The organism is Mitsuaria sp. CC2 (assembly GCF_048957715.1).
Lineage (GTDB): Bacteria > Pseudomonadota > Gammaproteobacteria > Burkholderiales > Burkholderiaceae_C > Roseateles.
The window spans coordinates 22,038-37,282 of sequence record NZ_JARVXN010000019.1; the positions used below are offsets into that span (position 1 = coordinate 22,038).

The window sequence follows — 15,245 nt, forward strand, 5'->3', positions numbered from 1 at the left end:
ATGGCTCACCCAAGGAACTTTTTATGAATGGAGGGGCAACAACTGGCCCCATGTCGGCGCCGCCCGCGGGTGGCGGGGGTTCCCTCATGCACGACCGGCGGAGTATCGACGCCCGCCGGAAAATGTTGCTAGGGGTTACAGCGAGGCCGCCACTCTCGTTCCCTGCAGGATTGCACGCTTTGCATCCAATTCTTTGGCCTCGGCCGAACCGCCGATCAACTGCACCGACCGGCCCGCCGCGCGCAAGGGCGCCTCGAGTTCGCGCAGCGGTTCCTGGCCCGCGCACAACACGATGGTGTCGCAGTCGATGCGCTCGGGATCGGTGCGATCGTCGCCCTGGCTGATCCACAGGCCGTGCTCGTCGATGCGCTCGTAGTGGACGCCGCCGACCATCCGTACACCGTGCGTCTTCAGTGCGGCGCGATGGATCCATCCCGTGGTCTTGCCCAGGCCCGCGCCGAGCTTGCCGGCGCGCCGCTGCAGCAGCGTGACTTCGCGCTCGGCGGGCTCGGGTTGCGGACGGGCGAGACCGCCGCGTGTCTGTTCGGGGTCGCCGACGCCCCAGTGCTTGCGCCATGCCGGTGCGTCCAGCGCCAGCGAGTGGCCCTGCTCCAGCAGGAACTCCGCCACGTCGAAGCCGATGCCACCCGCGCCCACGACCGCGACACGGCGCCCCACGGGCTTCTCGCCGCGCAGGACTTCAAGGTAGGTCAAGACCTGACCCCGCGCAATGCCGTCGTCCTGTCCAGGGATGCGCGGATCGCGCGGCGTGACGCCGGTGGCGAGCAGCACGTCGTCGTAGTCCATCAAGTCCTCCGCGCTCACGCGCCGCCCCAATTGCGGTGTCACGCCGAGGAGCTCCAGCCGCCGCTTGAAGTAGCGCAGCGTCTCGTGGAACTCCTCCTTGCCCGGGATGCGTTTGGCGAGGTTGAACTGGCCGCCGATCTCGTCAGCGGCGTCGATCAACGTGACCTGGTGGCCGCGCTCGGCGAGCGTCGTCGCGGCGGCCAGGCCGGCCGGTCCCGCGCCGACGACCGCGACGCGCTTGCGCGGCCGGTCCGCGGCGACGGGCACGATGCGCAGCAAGGTCTCGTGGCCAGCGCGCGGATTGACGAGGCAGGACGCGACCTCCTGCTTGAAGACGTGGTCCAGGCAGGCCTGGTTGCAGGCGATGCAGGTGTTGATCTCGTCCGCGCGCCCTTCCGCGGCCTTGCGCACGAAAGCGGGATCCGCCAGCAGCGGGCGCGCCATCGACACCATGTCCGCCGAGCCGTCGGCCAGCACCGATTCCGCGACCTCCGGCGTGTTGATGCGATTGCTGGTGATCAGCGGCGTGTGGATGCCCTCGGCGCGCAGCTGATCGCGCAGCTTCTTCGTGACCCAGGCGAAGCCCGCGCGCGGCACGCTGGTCGCGATCGTGGGAATGCGGGCTTCGTGCCAGCCGATGCCGGTGTTGATGAGGGTCGCCCCGGACTTCGCGACGGCGCGCGCGAGCTGCAGCACCTCGTCCCAGGTCCCGCCGTCGGGCACCAGGTCCAGCATCGACAGCCGGTAGATGATGATGAAATCCGGCCCGACCGCCTCGCGCATGCGGGAGAGGATCTCGACCGGCAGGCGCATGCGTCGTTCGAAGTCGCCGCCCCAGGCGTCGGTGCGCTGGTTCGTGGCCGCGATCAGGAACTGGTTGATGAAGTAACCCTCGGAACCCATCACCTCGACGCCGTCGTAGCCGGCCTCGCGCGCCAGCACGGCACAGCGGACGAAGGCGCGGATCTGGCGTTCGATGCCGCGCTCGCTCAAGGCATGCGGGGTGAACGGCGAGATGGGCGACTTCAACGCCGACGGCGCCACGTTGAACGGGTGGTAGCCGTAGCGACCCGTGTGCAGGATCTGCAGCGCGATCTTGCCGCCTTCGGCGTGCACGGCGCGCGTGATGGTCTGGTGCCGCCGCGCGGCGCCGCCGGTCATCAGCGTGCCTGCGAAGGGCTTGGTCCAGCCGGCGATGTTGGGCGCGTAGCCGCCGGTGACGATCAGGCCGACCTGGCCGCGGGCGCGCTCGGCGAAGTATTCGGCCAGGCGCTCGATGTGCTTGCGCGAGTCCTCGAGCCCGGTGTGCATGCTGCCCATCAGCACGCGGTTCTTGAGGGTCGTGAAGCCCAGGTCCAGGGGCGACAGCAGCTGCGGGTAGGCGTTCATCGCGCGGATGCTAGCGCCGGACCTCGCGCGCGTTTAGAGAGGTGGTACCAGGGGGCCGGCAACTCTGTGTCGGCGCTGATATCGAAGTTCACAAAGCTGGCAATCGGCCACAAGCCCCAGCAACACGGTCCGCGTTCAATCGCCGCATTCTCAATCGGAGTGTCGGACGATGCGATTCAAGACCTGGGCCTGGGGCCTGAGCGTGGCCACCGCCGCGATGCTGGCCGCCTGCGGCGGCGGCGGCGACAGCAGCTCGGCGCAGATGCGCCTCCTCAACGCCAGCATCGGCTACGCCGCGCTGGACATGGCCGTGGACAGCACCACGGTGAACTCGGGCGTGGCCTACGCCGGCGTGGGCACCTATGCCGACGTGAAGACCGACGCCACCGGCACCGAGGTGCAGAGCAACAACGTCGGCAGCACGCTGGCCTCGTCGACGCCGACGCTGGCCTCGGGCAGCCACTACACGATGATCGCCTACGGCTCGGCGGGCTCGGTGCGCACGACGCTGCTGCAGGAAGACCAGGACGCGGCGGCCTCCGGCAAGTCCAAGCTGCTGGTGCTGAACCTGGCGCCGGACGCCGGCGCGATGGATGTCTACGTCACCGGCGCGGACGAATCGCTGGACACGGCTTCGACCGTGGCGAGCAGCATCGCGACGGGCTCGGGCAGCGGCTACATCACGCTCAACAGCGGCACCTTCCGCGTGCGCGTCACCGCCGCGAGTTCCAAGACCGACCTGCGGCTGGACATCCCCAGCATCACGCTGGCGTCGACCGGCGTCTCGACGCTGATCCTGACCGGCAGCACCGGCGGCGTGCTGGTCAACGGCATCCAGCTGGTGCAGCAGGGCGCGACGAGCAACTTCCCCAACGCGACCGCCCGCGCCCGCCTGGTCGCCGCGGTGGGCAGCAGCGCGCTGGTGTCGGGCTCGATCGGCCAGACCTCGCTGATGCCGACTTCGGTGGCGCCGACGATCGGCGACTACACGACGATCGCGGCCGGCACGGCCGACCTGTCGGTCTACGTCAACGGTGCGCTCATGACGTTCGCCAAGCCAGCCCTGGCGGCGGGCAGCGACTACACGCTGATGGTGTGGGGCACGGCGGCGGATCCCAAGCTTGCCGTCCTGACCGACGACAACCGCCTGCCGACCAGCCCGACGACGACGGCCAAGATCCGCCTGGTCAACGGCGTGGCGAGCGCGACCACCGGCCTGACGCTGAACGTCGATTACAGCGCGCTGGCCTCGAACGTGGTCGCCGGCACTTCGTCGACGCCGCAGGCGACGGCGGCCTCGACGTCCGCGCTGCTGACGGTGACCTGGCCGTCCTCGACGACGCCGGTCTACAGCCTGAGCGAACTCGGCATCCAGGCGGGCTACGTCTACACCGTGTTCGTGATGGGCGACAGCAATGCGATGGTCGGTTCGCTGCGCCGCGAGCGCTCGTCGAACTGATCTTCGGACGCCCCGCCGGGGCGTCATCGACCGGGAACAGTCCCCGGTCCCGGGCCACTGAACGCGCATCCCGGCGCGACAGTCTCCACGACTGCGGCCTGGTGCAACGTCCTCCCTGTTGGCCACGTCCTCTCACGAGGCGTGGCCTTTTTTTGTCCGTCGCTCCTGACGCCCTTCGTCAGGCGACTGCGGCAACATCGCGGCATGTCCCCGACGCCGCCCCGCCCTACCGTGCCCCAGGTGCGCCGCCTGCGCCAGCTGTGGCGCTCGGCCGGCTGGCCGTGCCAGGACATGCTCGAAGTGGAGCTGCTGGCGCTGGGCTGGCTCGAACGCCGGGTCGACCCCCAGGGTCGCGAGTCCTTGCGATTGACCGGACCCGGCATCGAGGTGTTGCATTTCGGTCTCCAGAAGAACCGCACGGCCCGCGATCGTCACGAGGACCTGGTCGCCCGCATGGCGGTCGAACTGCAGCGCGCGGGTCGCTTGGTCTGGCGGGGACTCTCGCTGCGCGCCGGCCTGCCGCGCGAGGACGAGCCGGAACGGATGCGATGGGTGAACGCGATGCCGGACGTCTATTCGGTGCGCAACACCACCGTCGAGGACTACCTCGAACCGGCGGTGCATGAAATCAAGGTCAGTCGCGCCGACCTGTTGTCGGAACTCCGGCGCCCCGCCAAGTCGCAGGCCTACCTCGCGCTCAGCGGCCAGTGCTGGTACGTGCTGCGCGCCGGCATCGCGGAGGTCGAGGAGATCCCGCCGGCCTTCGGCGTGCTGTTCGCGCATGACCTGATCGGCGGCGAGGGCTTCCGTTTCGAGCTCGGCCGGCCCGCGCCGCGCCGGCCGATGAAGCCGGACTTCGGCACCTGGATGTCGCTCGCCAAGGCGGCACCGGAGCGGGTCCCCCTCGACGAGGGGCAGGATCAGCTGGGCGAGGTCTGAAGTCGCTATCCTGCGCGCTCGCATCAGGAGGCGTTCCATGACCGACAGCGCTCAGAACACCCAGGACACCTTCGAAGGCGGCTGCGACTGCCGCCAGGTCCGCTACCGGATGACCAGCCGCCCGCTGATCGTCCATTGCTGCCACTGCCGCTGGTGCCAGCGCGCGAGCGGCGCGGCCTTCGCGCTCAACGCGATGATCGAGGCCGACCGGGTCGAGCTGCTCGCCGGCGAGCCCGTTCCCTTCATGAATCCCAGCGAGAGCGGCAAGGGCCAGAAGATCTGGCGTTGCCCGAACTGCGCGATCGCCGTCTGGAGCAACTACGCCGGCGGTGGCGACGCCATGCGGTTCGTGCGCGTCGGCACGCTCGACGATCCGGACCGCCTGCCGCCGGACATCCACATCTTCACGGCGTCAAAGCAGCCCTGGGTCCAGTTGCCGCCGGAGGCGGTCGCCATGCCGGAGTACTACGACGCGCGCCAGCACTGGTCACCGGAGAGTCTGGCTCGCGGCGCATTGCTGCGCGCAAACCGTCCTCCGGCCCCGGCCGGCTGACCGAATTCCAGCCCTGACGCCACGGCTGGCGGGCCTGCGTCACGGCTCCGCCGGATCGAGGATGCGCTGCACGAACCGACGCAATCGCGGGCTGACCGGGGCCACGCCGGCCAACTCGTGCCCCAGGATCAGCGCGGCTTCCTGCGCCGCATCGGCACGGGACATGGCCTATGGATGGTCCCTGGTCGCGCGCTCCGCCGTCAGATCCGGATCCTGGCTCCCTCGCGGCATCGCTGTCGCCTCCAGGGCCTGACCGATCGCATACCAGAACACGGGCAGCTTGAAGCGGGCGGCGTCCTCACGCAGCAGTTCCCACGCGCGTTCCAACTGCCAGTTGGCCTGCACCAGGTCCTGTGCCTGCTCCATCGTCAGCCCCGCCTTCACGCAGCTCATTCGCCGCTCTGTGTCCAGCATTTGCTCGATCACAGGGACGTTCTCGGCATGACGCTGCGCCTGTTCCCGCAACCTGCCCAGGTCGGGGTCGGGCGCTCGCTCGCCGGAAGGCAAATAGGACGTGTAGGCACCAAGGCCAGGAAGATTCATGATGGGTAGGAACGGCCTGCGAGGCGGCAGCGCACGCTTGAGTTGAAGCCATGACGGCGCCTGAGTGCGCGTCAACGAGGACCTAAGCTTAGAAGCGTCCCGAATATCGATGTCTGCGGCCCGGCGCCACAATGCCGAAATCCTTCGACACCCACCGGCTTACGAGGCCGCGCGTTACGCCATGACTTCTCACACCTCGACAGCTCTCCGCCTGCGCTCGGCGGCGCGGCTCTCCGTCCTGGCTGCTGCGTTGTGCATCATCGGTGCGTTGCCCATCTGGGCGCCGTCGGCGATGGCCGCCAGCGCCTCGGCCTCGGTGTCGTGGCAGGAGGCCTCCGGCGATGCCGACATCGAACGCGCCTTCACCCAGGCGCGCGGCGAGAAGAAGCCGGTGCTGCTGTACTGGGGTGCCAAGTGGTGCCCGCCTTGCAACCAGCTCAAGGCGACGCTGTTCAACCGCGCCGACTTCATCGAGCAGTCGCGCGCCTTCGTCGCGGTCCACATCGACGGCGACAACCCCGGCGCCCAGCGCCTGGGTGCGCGGTTCAAGGTGCGCGGCTACCCGACGATGATCCTGTTCAGCAACGACGGCCAGGAACTCACCCGACTGCCCGGCGAGGTCGATGCGCCGCAGGTGCTTCGCGTGCTGCAGCTGGGCCTCGCGGGCGGGCGTCCGGTGAAGACCGTGCTGGCCGACGCGCAAGCCGGCAGGAAGCTGTCCGCCAACGAATGGAAGCTGCTCGGGTTCTACTCCTGGGAAACCGATGAACAGCAGCTGGTCCCGGCAGCGCAGCGTCCGGCGCTGCTGGCCAGGCTCGCCGCCGCCAGCCAGGGCATCGACGACGAGACCACCACCCGCCTGTGGCTGAAGGCGCTGGCCGCGACCGAAGGCGGCGGCGCGCTGAAGGCTGACGCCACCCTGCGCGGTCGTGTCGAGCAGGTGCTGGCCGACCCCGCCGCCGCCCGCGCGCAGATGGACGTGATCAGCAACAACGGCGACGACATCGTGCGCGCGCTCGCCCCCGCGGCCGGCGCCGACCGCCAGGCGCTGGTCGCGAAGTTCGACGTGGCGCTGAAGCGCTTCGAGGCCGACGCCTCGCTGTCGCGCGCCGATCGGCTGCAGTCGCTGCTGGCGCGTGTCGAGCTGGCGCGTCTGGACCAGAAGAAGGACGACATCGCGCCCAAGCTGCCCGCCCCGCTGCTGGCCGAGGTCAAGGCGCACGCGGCCAAGGTCGACAAGGAAGTCACCGACGGCTATGAACGCCAGGCGGTGATCACGTCGGCGGCCTACCTGCTCGGTCGCGCCGGCCTGTGGAGCGACAGCGACGCGTTGCTCAAGGCCAGCATCGTCAAGAGCCACAGCCCGTACTACCTGATGAGCTCGCTGGGCAGCAACGCCCGCAAGCAGGGCAAGAAGGAGGAGGCGCTGCGCTGGTATGAGGAGGCCTTCAACAAGAGCGAAGGTCCCGCCACCCGCCTGCAATGGGGCTCGAACTACCTGAGCGCGCTGGTCGAGCTGGCGCCCCAGGATTCGGCCCGCATCGAGAAGGCCGCGGCGCAGCTGCTGGCCGAGGCGGAGAAGGACAAGGGCGCGTTCTACGAACGCAGCGCGCGTTCGCTGCAGAAGGTCGGCAGCCAGCTGGTTGCGTGGAACGCGGGCGGGCAGCATGACGCCGCCCTCGGTCGTCTGCGCACTCAGCTGGACGGCGTCTGCGCCAAGCAGGAAGCCGGCGACAAGGGCGCCTGCGAGTCGCTGCTCAAGAAGAAGGGCTGAGGCCCTTCCTTCGCCTTACTTGACCAGCCCTTCGGCCTTCATCGCTTCCTGGACCGCCGGTCGCGCGGCGATCCGGCCGCGGTAGGCGACCAGCTCCGGGTAGGCGGACAGGTCGACGCCGACGCGCTGGCCCCAGTTCGACACGGTGAACAGGTAGGCGTCGGCGACCGAGAACTGGTCGCCCATCAGGAACTGCTTGCCGGCCAGTTGCCCGTCGACCCACTTGAAGCGTTCGTGCAGCTTGGTCCGGAAGACGCCCTTGGCGTCGTCGGAGATCGCCGGGTTGAACAACGGGCTGAAGGTCTTGTGCAGCTCGGTGGTGATGAAGTTGAGCCACTCCTGCAGGCGGTAGCGCTCCATCGTGCCGTTGGCCGGCGCAAGCTGCTTGTCCGGCGCCTGGTCGGCGATGTACTGGATGATCGCCGGGCCTTCGCTCAGGCGCTGGCCGTCGTCGAGTTCCAGCAGCGGCACGTAGCCCTTCGGATTGATGCCGTAGTAGTCTGTGCCGTCCTGCAGCTTGTGGGTCTTGGTGCTGGCCAGGACCGGTTCGAAGGCCAGGCCGGCCTCGCGCAGGACGATGTGGGGCGACAGCGAGCAGGCGCCGGGGCTGTAGTAGAGCTTCATGGGGGGTCTCCTTCAGGGGCATCGATCGTACTCGTACAGTCGGCCGATCGACATCGCGTCCAAAGGTCCTCTCCATGAGCACTGCTTCCCCCGCCAAGACCTATGCGTTCGAGGATTTCACCGTCGGCCAGGTGCGAGAGTTCGGCTCGCGCCTGGTCGATCGCGAGGAAGGTCTCGCCTTCGCGGCCGCCTACGATCCGCAGCCGCTGCACCTCGACGAAGCCGCCGCCGAAGCCTCGGTCCTGGGCGGGCTGTCGATCAGCGGCTGGCAGACCTGCGCGCTGGTCATGCGCATGATGTGCGACGCCTACCTGCTGGACTCCACCAGCCAGGGGTCGCCGGGCATCGACAACCTGCGCTGGCTCAAGCCCGTGCGTCCCGGCGACACGCTGCGCGTGCGCATGACCGTGCAGGAGACCAAGGCCAGCCGCAGCCGTCCGACGATCGGCCTGGTGCGTTCGAGTTGGGAAGTCTTCAACCAGAAGGACGAACAGGTCATGACCATGGCGGGTTGGGGGATGTTCGGTCGCAGGGAAAGCAGTTCCGGAAGCTGACCGAAGGCACCCCGCCTCGCGCCTCCCGCTCGCCATAATCGCCGGGCACGATGGAGGAGCGAGTTGATGACGATGCGTCCCGGGGCAAGCCCTGCCCCCCGAGCCCGGCCGTTCCGCGCCCGGCCCCCGATGGCGACGGCCGCCGCGTTCGCGGTGTTGGCCGTGACGACCGCGTTCTCCGGCGGCGCCTGGGCCGGGACCGAGGTGTCGCCGCAGCCGCTGCAGCCGTGCCGCGTGGAGGGCGTCCCCACCGAGGTGTTGTGCGGCAGCATCCAACGTCCACTGGATCCCGACCGACCCGGCGGCGTCCGCATCGACGTGCGCTACGTCGTGGTGCCCGCGCTGGCGCGCAACAAGCTTCCGGACCCGGTCCTGCTGCTTGCCGGCGGTCCCGGGCAGAGCGCCATCGCCCTGACGGCCAGCGTGATGCCGCGGCTGTCCCGCTTGAACTATCGCCGCGACCTGGTGTTCATCGATCAACGAGGCACGGGACGCTCGGCGCCGCTGGCCTGCCCGGACAATGACAGCCGCAGCCTCGACGAACTGCTCAAGCCAGGCGCCAAGGTCCGGCTGCTGGAACAGTGTCGCGACGCGCTGAAACAGTTGCCGTACGGCGACCTGCGCTTCTTCACGACGACGATCGCCATGCAGGACATGGACGCCGTCCGCGCTGCGCTCCGGGTCGAGCGCTGGAACCTCGTCGGCGCGTCTTACGGCACGCGCGCGGCGCTTGAATATCAGCGGCAGTTCCCCGATCGCGTGCGACGCAGCGTCATCGACGGCGTCGCGCCGCCCGACATGGTGCTGCCGGTGACGTTCTCTCAGGATTCGCAGCGTGCGCTGGACGCCGTGTTCGCCGCCTGTGCCGCCGATGCGGCCTGCGCCGCGCGTTTCCCGGGTCTCCAGTCCGAATGGCACGCCCTGCTCAAGAGCCTGCCGCGCAAGGTCTCGTTCACGCATCCGCTGACGGGCCGTCCGGAAGACGCCACGCTGACCCGGGAAGGACTGCTCGGTCTGGTCCGACCTCCGCTGTATGCGCCCAGCGTGGCCGCAGCGCTGCCGGCCGCGCTGCATGAGGCGTCGTCGGGACGCTTCGACGCGCTGGCCGGTCTGGCCAGCCAGTTGGGCGGCGGCTCGCGCGCGATGCGGATCTTCGAAGGCATGCACTTCTCCGTCGTCTGCGCCGAGGACGCGCCGCGCATCGCGGCGTCGACCGAGACGCCCTCGCCAGACTTCGGCACGCTGGACCGCGATCTCTACGCCCGTGTCTGCAGCGCCTGGCCGCGCGGCGAGGTGCCGCCGGCGTTCTACACGATGCCCCCGGCGAAGGCCCCGGTCCTGCTCACCAGCGGCGGCAACGATCCCGCCACGCCGGAGCGGCACGGGCAGCGCGTCAAGGTCGCGCTGGGCGACCAGGCCCGTCACGTCGTGGTCGGGGCAGCCGGTCACGGCGTCGCGCTGACACTGCCCTGCCTGCGCGACGTGCTGTTCCGCTTCATCGACGCGCCGCGCGACGCCGATGCGCTCCAGGTGGACGCGAGTTGCGCCAAGGGCGTCCCCCGTCCGCCCGCATTCCTTCCCCCCACGCCGGCGGCCATGGCGGCCGCCGCCTCCGCCGCCCGGGAGTCCGCCCGATGATCCGCCTGCATGCGCTCCACAAGGCCTTCCAGACGCGCGGAGGCGGCTCGCTGAGCTCCCTGTTCGGCAAGAAGGGTCAGGCCCGCACGGTCGTCGCCGTCGAGCATCTGAGCCTGGCCGCGCCCAACGGCCGCATCACCGGACTGCTCGGCCCCAACGGCGCGGGGAAGACCACCTCGCTGCGGATGCTCGCCGGCCTCTTCCCACCCGACCAGGGCAGCATCGAGGTCGACGGCATCGACGTGCTCAGGCAGCCCCGCGCGGCGCTGGCGCGCATGGGGATCCTCGGCGACGCGCATGGCCTGTACCCGCGGCTCACGGCGCGCGAGAACATCGTCTACTTCGCGCGACTGCAGGACATGCCGATGGATGAGGCGCAGGCGCGGGCGGAGTCGCTCGCCGAGCTGCTGGACCTGCGGGCCGTCCTCGATCGCCGCGCCGAAGGCTTCAGCCAGGGAGAGCGGATGAAGACCGCGCTGGCCCGCGCGCTCGTCCACGACCCGGCCAACATCGTGCTGGACGAGCCCACCAACGGCCTGGATGTCGTCGCCACGCGCGCGCTGCGCGAGGTGCTGCGCCATCTGCGCTCCCCCGAAGGCGGCGGCAAATGCATCGTCTTCTCCAGCCACATCATGCAGGAGGTGGAACAGCTCTGCGACCAGGTGGTGGTCATGTCCCACGGACGCTCGGTCGCGACGGGCACCGTCGACGGCCTGCTCGCGCAGACGGGTCGCCAGCGTTTCGAGGACGCCTTCGTCGACCTCGCCTTCCCTGAAGCCGCGCCCGCGCGCCTGGAGTCCGCATGAACGGTCCGTTCTTCAAAGCCTTCCGCACGGTCTTCGCCAAGGAGATCGTCGACGCGCTCCGCGACCGCCGCACGCTGCTGCGCCTGCTCATCCCGTCGATCCTGATGGGGCCGCTGATGCTGGTCCTCATGTCGGGCCTGGCAGCCTCGCTGCAGGAGCGCGCGGAGCAGCGCGAGGTGCTCGTGGCGGGCATCGAGCACGCGCCGACCCTGCGCAACTACATCGAACGCCAGACCTACACGATCAAGGCCGCGCCCGCCGACTACGAGAAGCGGCTGCGCGACTCGAAACTTGCCGACCCGGTACTGGTCGTGCCGGCGGACTTCGAGACGCTGCTGGCCGGGGGCGAACCGGCGACGGTCGAGATCGTCAGCGACAGCGCGAACCAGCGCGCCGAAGCCGGCGTCGGGGCGCTCGGCCGACTGCTGCAGGGCTTCAGCACCGAGCGCGCGACGCTGACGCTGGCGATGCGCGGCATCGGCGCGCAGCAGCTGCGTCCGATCGACGTCCAGGAACGCGATCTGGCCAGCATGCAGGCGCGCTCGACGCGGCTCACGCAGATGCTGCCGATGTTCATCATGATGGCCGTGCTCTACGGCGCGCTGACCGCGGCGCTCGACAGCACCGCCGGCGAGCGCGAGCGCGGTTCGCTCGAGCCCTTGCTGGTCAATCCGGCGCCGCATTCGGCCATCGTCGCGGGCAAGTGGGCTGCCGTCCTGATGGCGGGGCTGCTGGTGGCGGTGCTCTCCAACCTCAGCTTCCTGCCCGGCCAGTGGCTGATGCGCAGCGACGCGCTGGCGGCGATGTTCCAGTTCGGATGGGGCGAGGCGCTGCGCTTCCTGCTGCTGCAGATCCCGCTCGGCGCAGGGCTCTCCGCGGTGCTGATGGCGCTGGCGATCCGCACCAAGACCTTCAAGGAAGCGCAGGCCAGCACGACGCTCGTCATCACCGCGATCGCGCTGACGCCGATGGTGGCGATCGTCAATCCGGGCGGCGAGGCCTCCTGGCACCTGTGGGTGCCGGGGCTGGGTCAGAACCAGCTCATGATGCAGGTGCTCAAGGGCGAGCCGCTGACCTTCGCCAAGGTGATGCCGACAGTGATCGTCGGCGCCGCGCTCACGTTCGGCGGGCTGGCGCTGGTGGCCCGCTCGATGCGCGCGGCGGTGGCGCGATGAGCGGGCGATGGGGCCGCGGCGTTGACGGCTTCAGTGGCGCGTGGCGAGCGCCAGTTGGACCTGCTCCTGCCACGGCAGCATGTGCACGATGCCGTTGAGCTGGATGGCCGATTCGATCGGCGCGAGCACCTCGCCCTCGCAGTTCAGGAACTGCATGTTGGTCACGAGCGCCATCGGATCGACCATCGACACGAGACCGTAAGGCATGCGGACCCAGTCCCACGCCACGCCGGCCGCACCGAACTCGGATTCGCCGCTCCACAGGGTTTGCCCCATGGCCGGGTGATCCTCGTCTCCCGTCACCAACACGCGCGTGCTCAAATGCGCGAACTGTAAGCGGGGCAAACGCTGCACATCACACAATATTCGCGGCCACGCGTACACAATCCAAGCTGGTGTCATTGTCAGAATTGTTTGGTTTGGCTATTGCGGATCGGCGGTTGCTGCTTCTCCCCTTGACCAGAAGTGTGGTCACGAAGCGGTCGACTCGCCAGCTGTAAACCCTGTCAGGGGCGTGAATGCGTCACGTGACCTATGCGGCCCATGCGGGCGCGTGGCGGATCACAGACAGGCGAGCAGGTCCGCCTCAGCGACCGAAGAGGCCCACTAGGCCGGCCACGGGCCGGAGCGATCAATGCTGCAAGGCGGTTATCAATCAGTCCTGGAAGCGCGCTCACGCGATGAATTTCGCAGTGAGGTGATCCGCTTCGCGCAAAAGCTGGACTTCCAGACGGTCTCGGCCATCACGGTCGTCGACCACACGCTGGCGGAGACCGAGTTCATCACCATCGACAACTGTCCCGACGGTTATGCGGAGGTGATGCACGCGCCGGAATTCGGCCGCCGCGATCCGGTGATGCAGCACTGTAAGCGCAACAGCATGCCGATCGTGTGGGACCGCCAGACCTACGCGCGCCACGGCGCGAGCGACATCTGGGAATCGCAGGCGCAATTCGGCTACAGCACGGGCATCTGCCTGGCGCTGCACTTGCCGGAGGGCCGGCATTTCGTGCTCGGCGTCGATCGCGACCAGCCGCTGCCGAGCGACTCGGGTCAATTGACGCGCATGGTCGCGGATCTGCAGCTGTTCGCCGTGCACGCGGTGGACACGGCGCTTCGCGTGCTGCTGCCCGAAGAGAAGGTCACCGAATCGCCGCGCCTCACGCCGCGCGAACTCGAATGCCTGCATTGGACGATGGAAGGCAAGACCGCCTGGGAAGTCGGCGCCATCCTCAGCATCACCGAACGTACCGCCGTGCTGCACATCAACAACGCAATGCACAAGCTGGCGTGTTCGAACAAGCACCAGGCGGTGCTCAAGGCCTTGCGGCTCGGCCTGATTCGCTGATGCTGCCTTCGGCGCCAGCTTGTAAACACTGTAAGAGCTGACAGTTATGCGGGCGTCTGCGCGCTGCTTCAATCCGTTCCGTGCTCAACACTTTCCTGGGCACGTCACCGAATCTGGAGCCTCTCATGCAAGCCCAACCGCAAAACGTCGCTGTCAACACGCAAGTCGAAGAAGGTCTGGTCGAGTTGGACCTGCAATCTCTCGTGCATGTCGGCGGCGGCGCTCCCAAGGGCACCTGGCTGGTGGGCCAATCGGTCCTCGTCGACGTGTCCTCCGCGGAAGTCGAACCCGCGCCGAAGGGCACCTGGTAAGCCGCTTCAACGCTGCGAACCGTCAGGTTCGCAACAAGGCGTAGCAAATCGTGGTGGCGCTGTTCCGCGCTGAGGCGCAAGCCTCGCAGCAGCAGGCCTGGCTGGGATCGGTGCAATTGCATCGGCCGACCACGTTGAAATGGCTGAGCATCCTGGCGCTGGGCGGCGTGATCGCCGTCGGGACCTTCCTGTTCAGTACCGAATACACCCGCAAGGCCCGCGTGAACGGACTGCTGGTGCCGGAGCGGGGGGTCATGCGGCTGAGCGTGCCGCAGAGCGCCACGGTCTTGGCACGACCCGTCCAGGATGGGCAGCAGGTGCGCGAAGGCGACGTGCTGTTCGTGTTGTCGCTCGACAGCGCCAACCCGACCGGCGACGGCCTGTCACGGACCTTGAAGGATCGAGAGTCATCGCTGGGCGCGGCGCAGGCACAGCAGCGGGAACTTGCGCAGAGCCAGGCGGCGTCGCTGAAAGCGCGGATCGCCACGCTCGCATCCACACTGCAGCAGGCTGATGCCGAGCTGCAGCTGCATGCCCAGCGCGAAGCGCTGGCGCAGCAGAGCCTGGGACGGCTCGAGTCGCTGGCGAAAGACCAGTTCGTCTCGAGCGCCCAGGTCCAGACCAAGCGGGAGGAGTTGCTTGGCTTGCAGGCCCAACGGCAGGCACTGGCGCGAGAGCGCGAGAACCTGCAGCGGGAGGCGTTGGGCTTGCAAGCTGAGCTTCAGGCGATCCCCTTGAAGGCGCAGGTCCAGCAGGGGGAACTCGCCCGGGACATCGCCGCGCTGCAGGCGCAGGGCGTGGAGAACGAAGCGCGCCGCCGCCTCGTGCTGCGCGCCCCCAGCGACGGACAGATGAGCACGGTGCTCGCCGAGCCCGGACAGGTCGTGCAGGCCGGTACCCAGCTCGCCGCCCTGCTCCCCGCGCATACGGCGCTGCAGGCACATCTCTACGCCCCGTCCAGTGCCGTCGGGTTCCTGCGGCCGCATCAGGCGGTGCTGCTGCGCTATCAGGCGTTCCCGTACCAGAAATTCGGCCAGCAGCAGGGCGAGGTGCTGCAGGTCTCGCGCACACCGCTGCAGGCAGCGGAACTCGCGCAACTCGGTCTGCCCGCCGCGATGGCACAGGGCGAGCCGATGTATCGCATCACGGTGCAACTGCAGCGCCAATCGGTCGAGGCTTACGGCCAGGACCAGACGCTCAGCCCCGGTATGCTGCTCGAAGCCGACGTGCTGCTTGAGCGGCGCCGCCTGATCGAATGGATCTTCGAACCGCTGCTGAGCCTCGTACGCCGTGTCTGACGCCCCTTCTTCCGGCGCTCCCGCCGC

Annotated in this window: 16 protein-coding genes; 11 read left to right on the plus strand and 5 right to left on the minus strand. The window is 68.8% G+C overall.

Annotated features, from left to right (window positions below; translation table 11 throughout):
* Positions 1–135: 135 nt before the first annotated feature.
* A complete protein-coding gene (locus PV762_RS14245; protein WP_421035675.1) occupies positions 136–2,196 on the minus strand; it encodes an FAD-dependent oxidoreductase in 2,061 nt (686 codons plus the stop codon).
* A 169-nt stretch (positions 2,197–2,365) separates the two neighbouring features.
* On the opposite strand from PV762_RS14245, the gene PV762_RS14250 reads away from it, so the two are divergent.
* The 3 genes from PV762_RS14250 (at position 2,366) to PV762_RS14260 (ending at position 5,147) form a co-directional block, all read left to right on the plus strand.
* Positions 2,366–3,655 (plus strand): DUF4397 domain-containing protein, encoded by a 1,290-nt coding sequence (locus tag PV762_RS14250; protein ID WP_421035676.1) that lies wholly within the window; start codon positions 2,366–2,368, stop codon positions 3,653–3,655.
* 204 nt (positions 3,656–3,859) lie between these two features.
* Positions 3,860–4,594, plus strand: coding sequence for a hypothetical protein (locus PV762_RS14255; protein ID WP_421035677.1), 735 nt, complete (start codon positions 3,860–3,862; stop codon positions 4,592–4,594).
* 37 nt (positions 4,595–4,631) lie between these two features.
* A complete protein-coding gene (locus PV762_RS14260; protein WP_421035678.1) occupies positions 4,632–5,147 on the plus strand; it encodes a GFA family protein in 516 nt (171 codons plus the stop codon).
* A gap of 39 nt (positions 5,148–5,186) precedes the next feature.
* Here PV762_RS14260 and PV762_RS14265 read toward each other — a convergent pair whose 3' ends face one another.
* Both PV762_RS14265 and PV762_RS14270 read right to left on the minus strand, forming a co-directional pair.
* Complete coding sequence (locus PV762_RS14265) at positions 5,187–5,312, minus strand: hypothetical protein (protein ID WP_421035679.1); 126 nt, start codon at positions 5,310–5,312, stop codon at positions 5,187–5,189.
* A gap of 3 nt (positions 5,313–5,315) precedes the next feature.
* The gene (locus PV762_RS14270; RefSeq protein ID WP_421035680.1) at positions 5,316–5,540 is read right to left on the minus strand and encodes a hypothetical protein; all 225 of its coding nucleotides are present in this window, start codon (positions 5,538–5,540) and stop codon (positions 5,316–5,318) included.
* A gap of 331 nt (positions 5,541–5,871) precedes the next feature.
* Between PV762_RS14270 and PV762_RS14275 the strand changes: the two genes are divergently transcribed.
* Positions 5,872–7,464, plus strand: a complete 1,593-nt coding sequence (locus PV762_RS14275; RefSeq protein ID WP_421035681.1) for a thioredoxin family protein — start codon at positions 5,872–5,874, stop codon at positions 7,462–7,464.
* A gap of 15 nt (positions 7,465–7,479) precedes the next feature.
* Here PV762_RS14275 and gstA read toward each other — a convergent pair whose 3' ends face one another.
* Entirely contained in the window at positions 7,480–8,088 is a 609-nt protein-coding gene (gene gstA, locus PV762_RS14280) for a glutathione transferase GstA (RefSeq protein ID WP_421035682.1), read from the minus strand.
* A 74-nt stretch (positions 8,089–8,162) separates the two neighbouring features.
* Between gstA and PV762_RS14285 the strand changes: the two genes are divergently transcribed.
* The 4 genes from PV762_RS14285 to PV762_RS14300 all read left to right on the plus strand — a co-directional run bounded on the left by PV762_RS14285 (position 8,163) and on the right by PV762_RS14300 (position 12,261).
* Entirely contained in the window at positions 8,163–8,642 is a 480-nt protein-coding gene (locus PV762_RS14285) for a MaoC family dehydratase (protein ID WP_421035683.1), read from the plus strand.
* Between the two features lie 66 nt (positions 8,643–8,708).
* Positions 8,709–10,280 carry an alpha/beta hydrolase gene (locus tag PV762_RS14290; RefSeq protein WP_421035684.1) on the plus strand — a complete coding sequence of 524 codons (1,572 nt, stop codon included), beginning with the start codon at positions 8,709–8,711 and terminating at the stop codon, positions 10,278–10,280.
* A complete protein-coding gene (locus PV762_RS14295; RefSeq protein WP_421035685.1) occupies positions 10,277–11,086 on the plus strand; it encodes an ATP-binding cassette domain-containing protein in 810 nt (269 codons plus the stop codon). Before PV762_RS14290 ends, PV762_RS14295 begins: the two co-directional genes overlap by 4 nt.
* Entirely contained in the window at positions 11,083–12,261 is a 1,179-nt protein-coding gene (locus tag PV762_RS14300; RefSeq protein WP_421035686.1) for an ABC transporter permease, read from the plus strand. Before PV762_RS14295 ends, PV762_RS14300 begins: the two co-directional genes overlap by 4 nt.
* A 30-nt stretch (positions 12,262–12,291) precedes the next feature.
* On the opposite strand, the gene PV762_RS14305 is transcribed toward PV762_RS14300, so the two are convergent.
* The gene (locus PV762_RS14305; RefSeq protein ID WP_421035687.1) at positions 12,292–12,537 is read right to left on the minus strand and encodes a hypothetical protein; all 246 of its coding nucleotides are present in this window, start codon (positions 12,535–12,537) and stop codon (positions 12,292–12,294) included.
* Between the two features lie 358 nt (positions 12,538–12,895).
* Between PV762_RS14305 and PV762_RS14310 the strand changes: the two genes are divergently transcribed.
* The 3 genes from PV762_RS14310 (at position 12,896) to PV762_RS14320 (ending at position 15,218) form a co-directional block, all read left to right on the plus strand.
* The gene (locus tag PV762_RS14310; RefSeq protein ID WP_421035688.1) at positions 12,896–13,609 is read left to right on the plus strand and encodes a helix-turn-helix transcriptional regulator; all 714 of its coding nucleotides are present in this window, start codon (positions 12,896–12,898) and stop codon (positions 13,607–13,609) included.
* Between the two features lie 125 nt (positions 13,610–13,734).
* Complete coding sequence (locus PV762_RS14315) at positions 13,735–13,920, plus strand: hypothetical protein (protein ID WP_421035689.1); 186 nt, start codon at positions 13,735–13,737, stop codon at positions 13,918–13,920.
* A gap of 53 nt (positions 13,921–13,973) precedes the next feature.
* On the plus strand, positions 13,974–15,218 hold the full coding sequence (locus PV762_RS14320) for an HlyD family secretion protein (RefSeq protein WP_421035690.1): 1,245 nt from the start codon (positions 13,974–13,976) through the stop codon (positions 15,216–15,218).
* Positions 15,219–15,245: the final 27 nt, after the last annotated feature.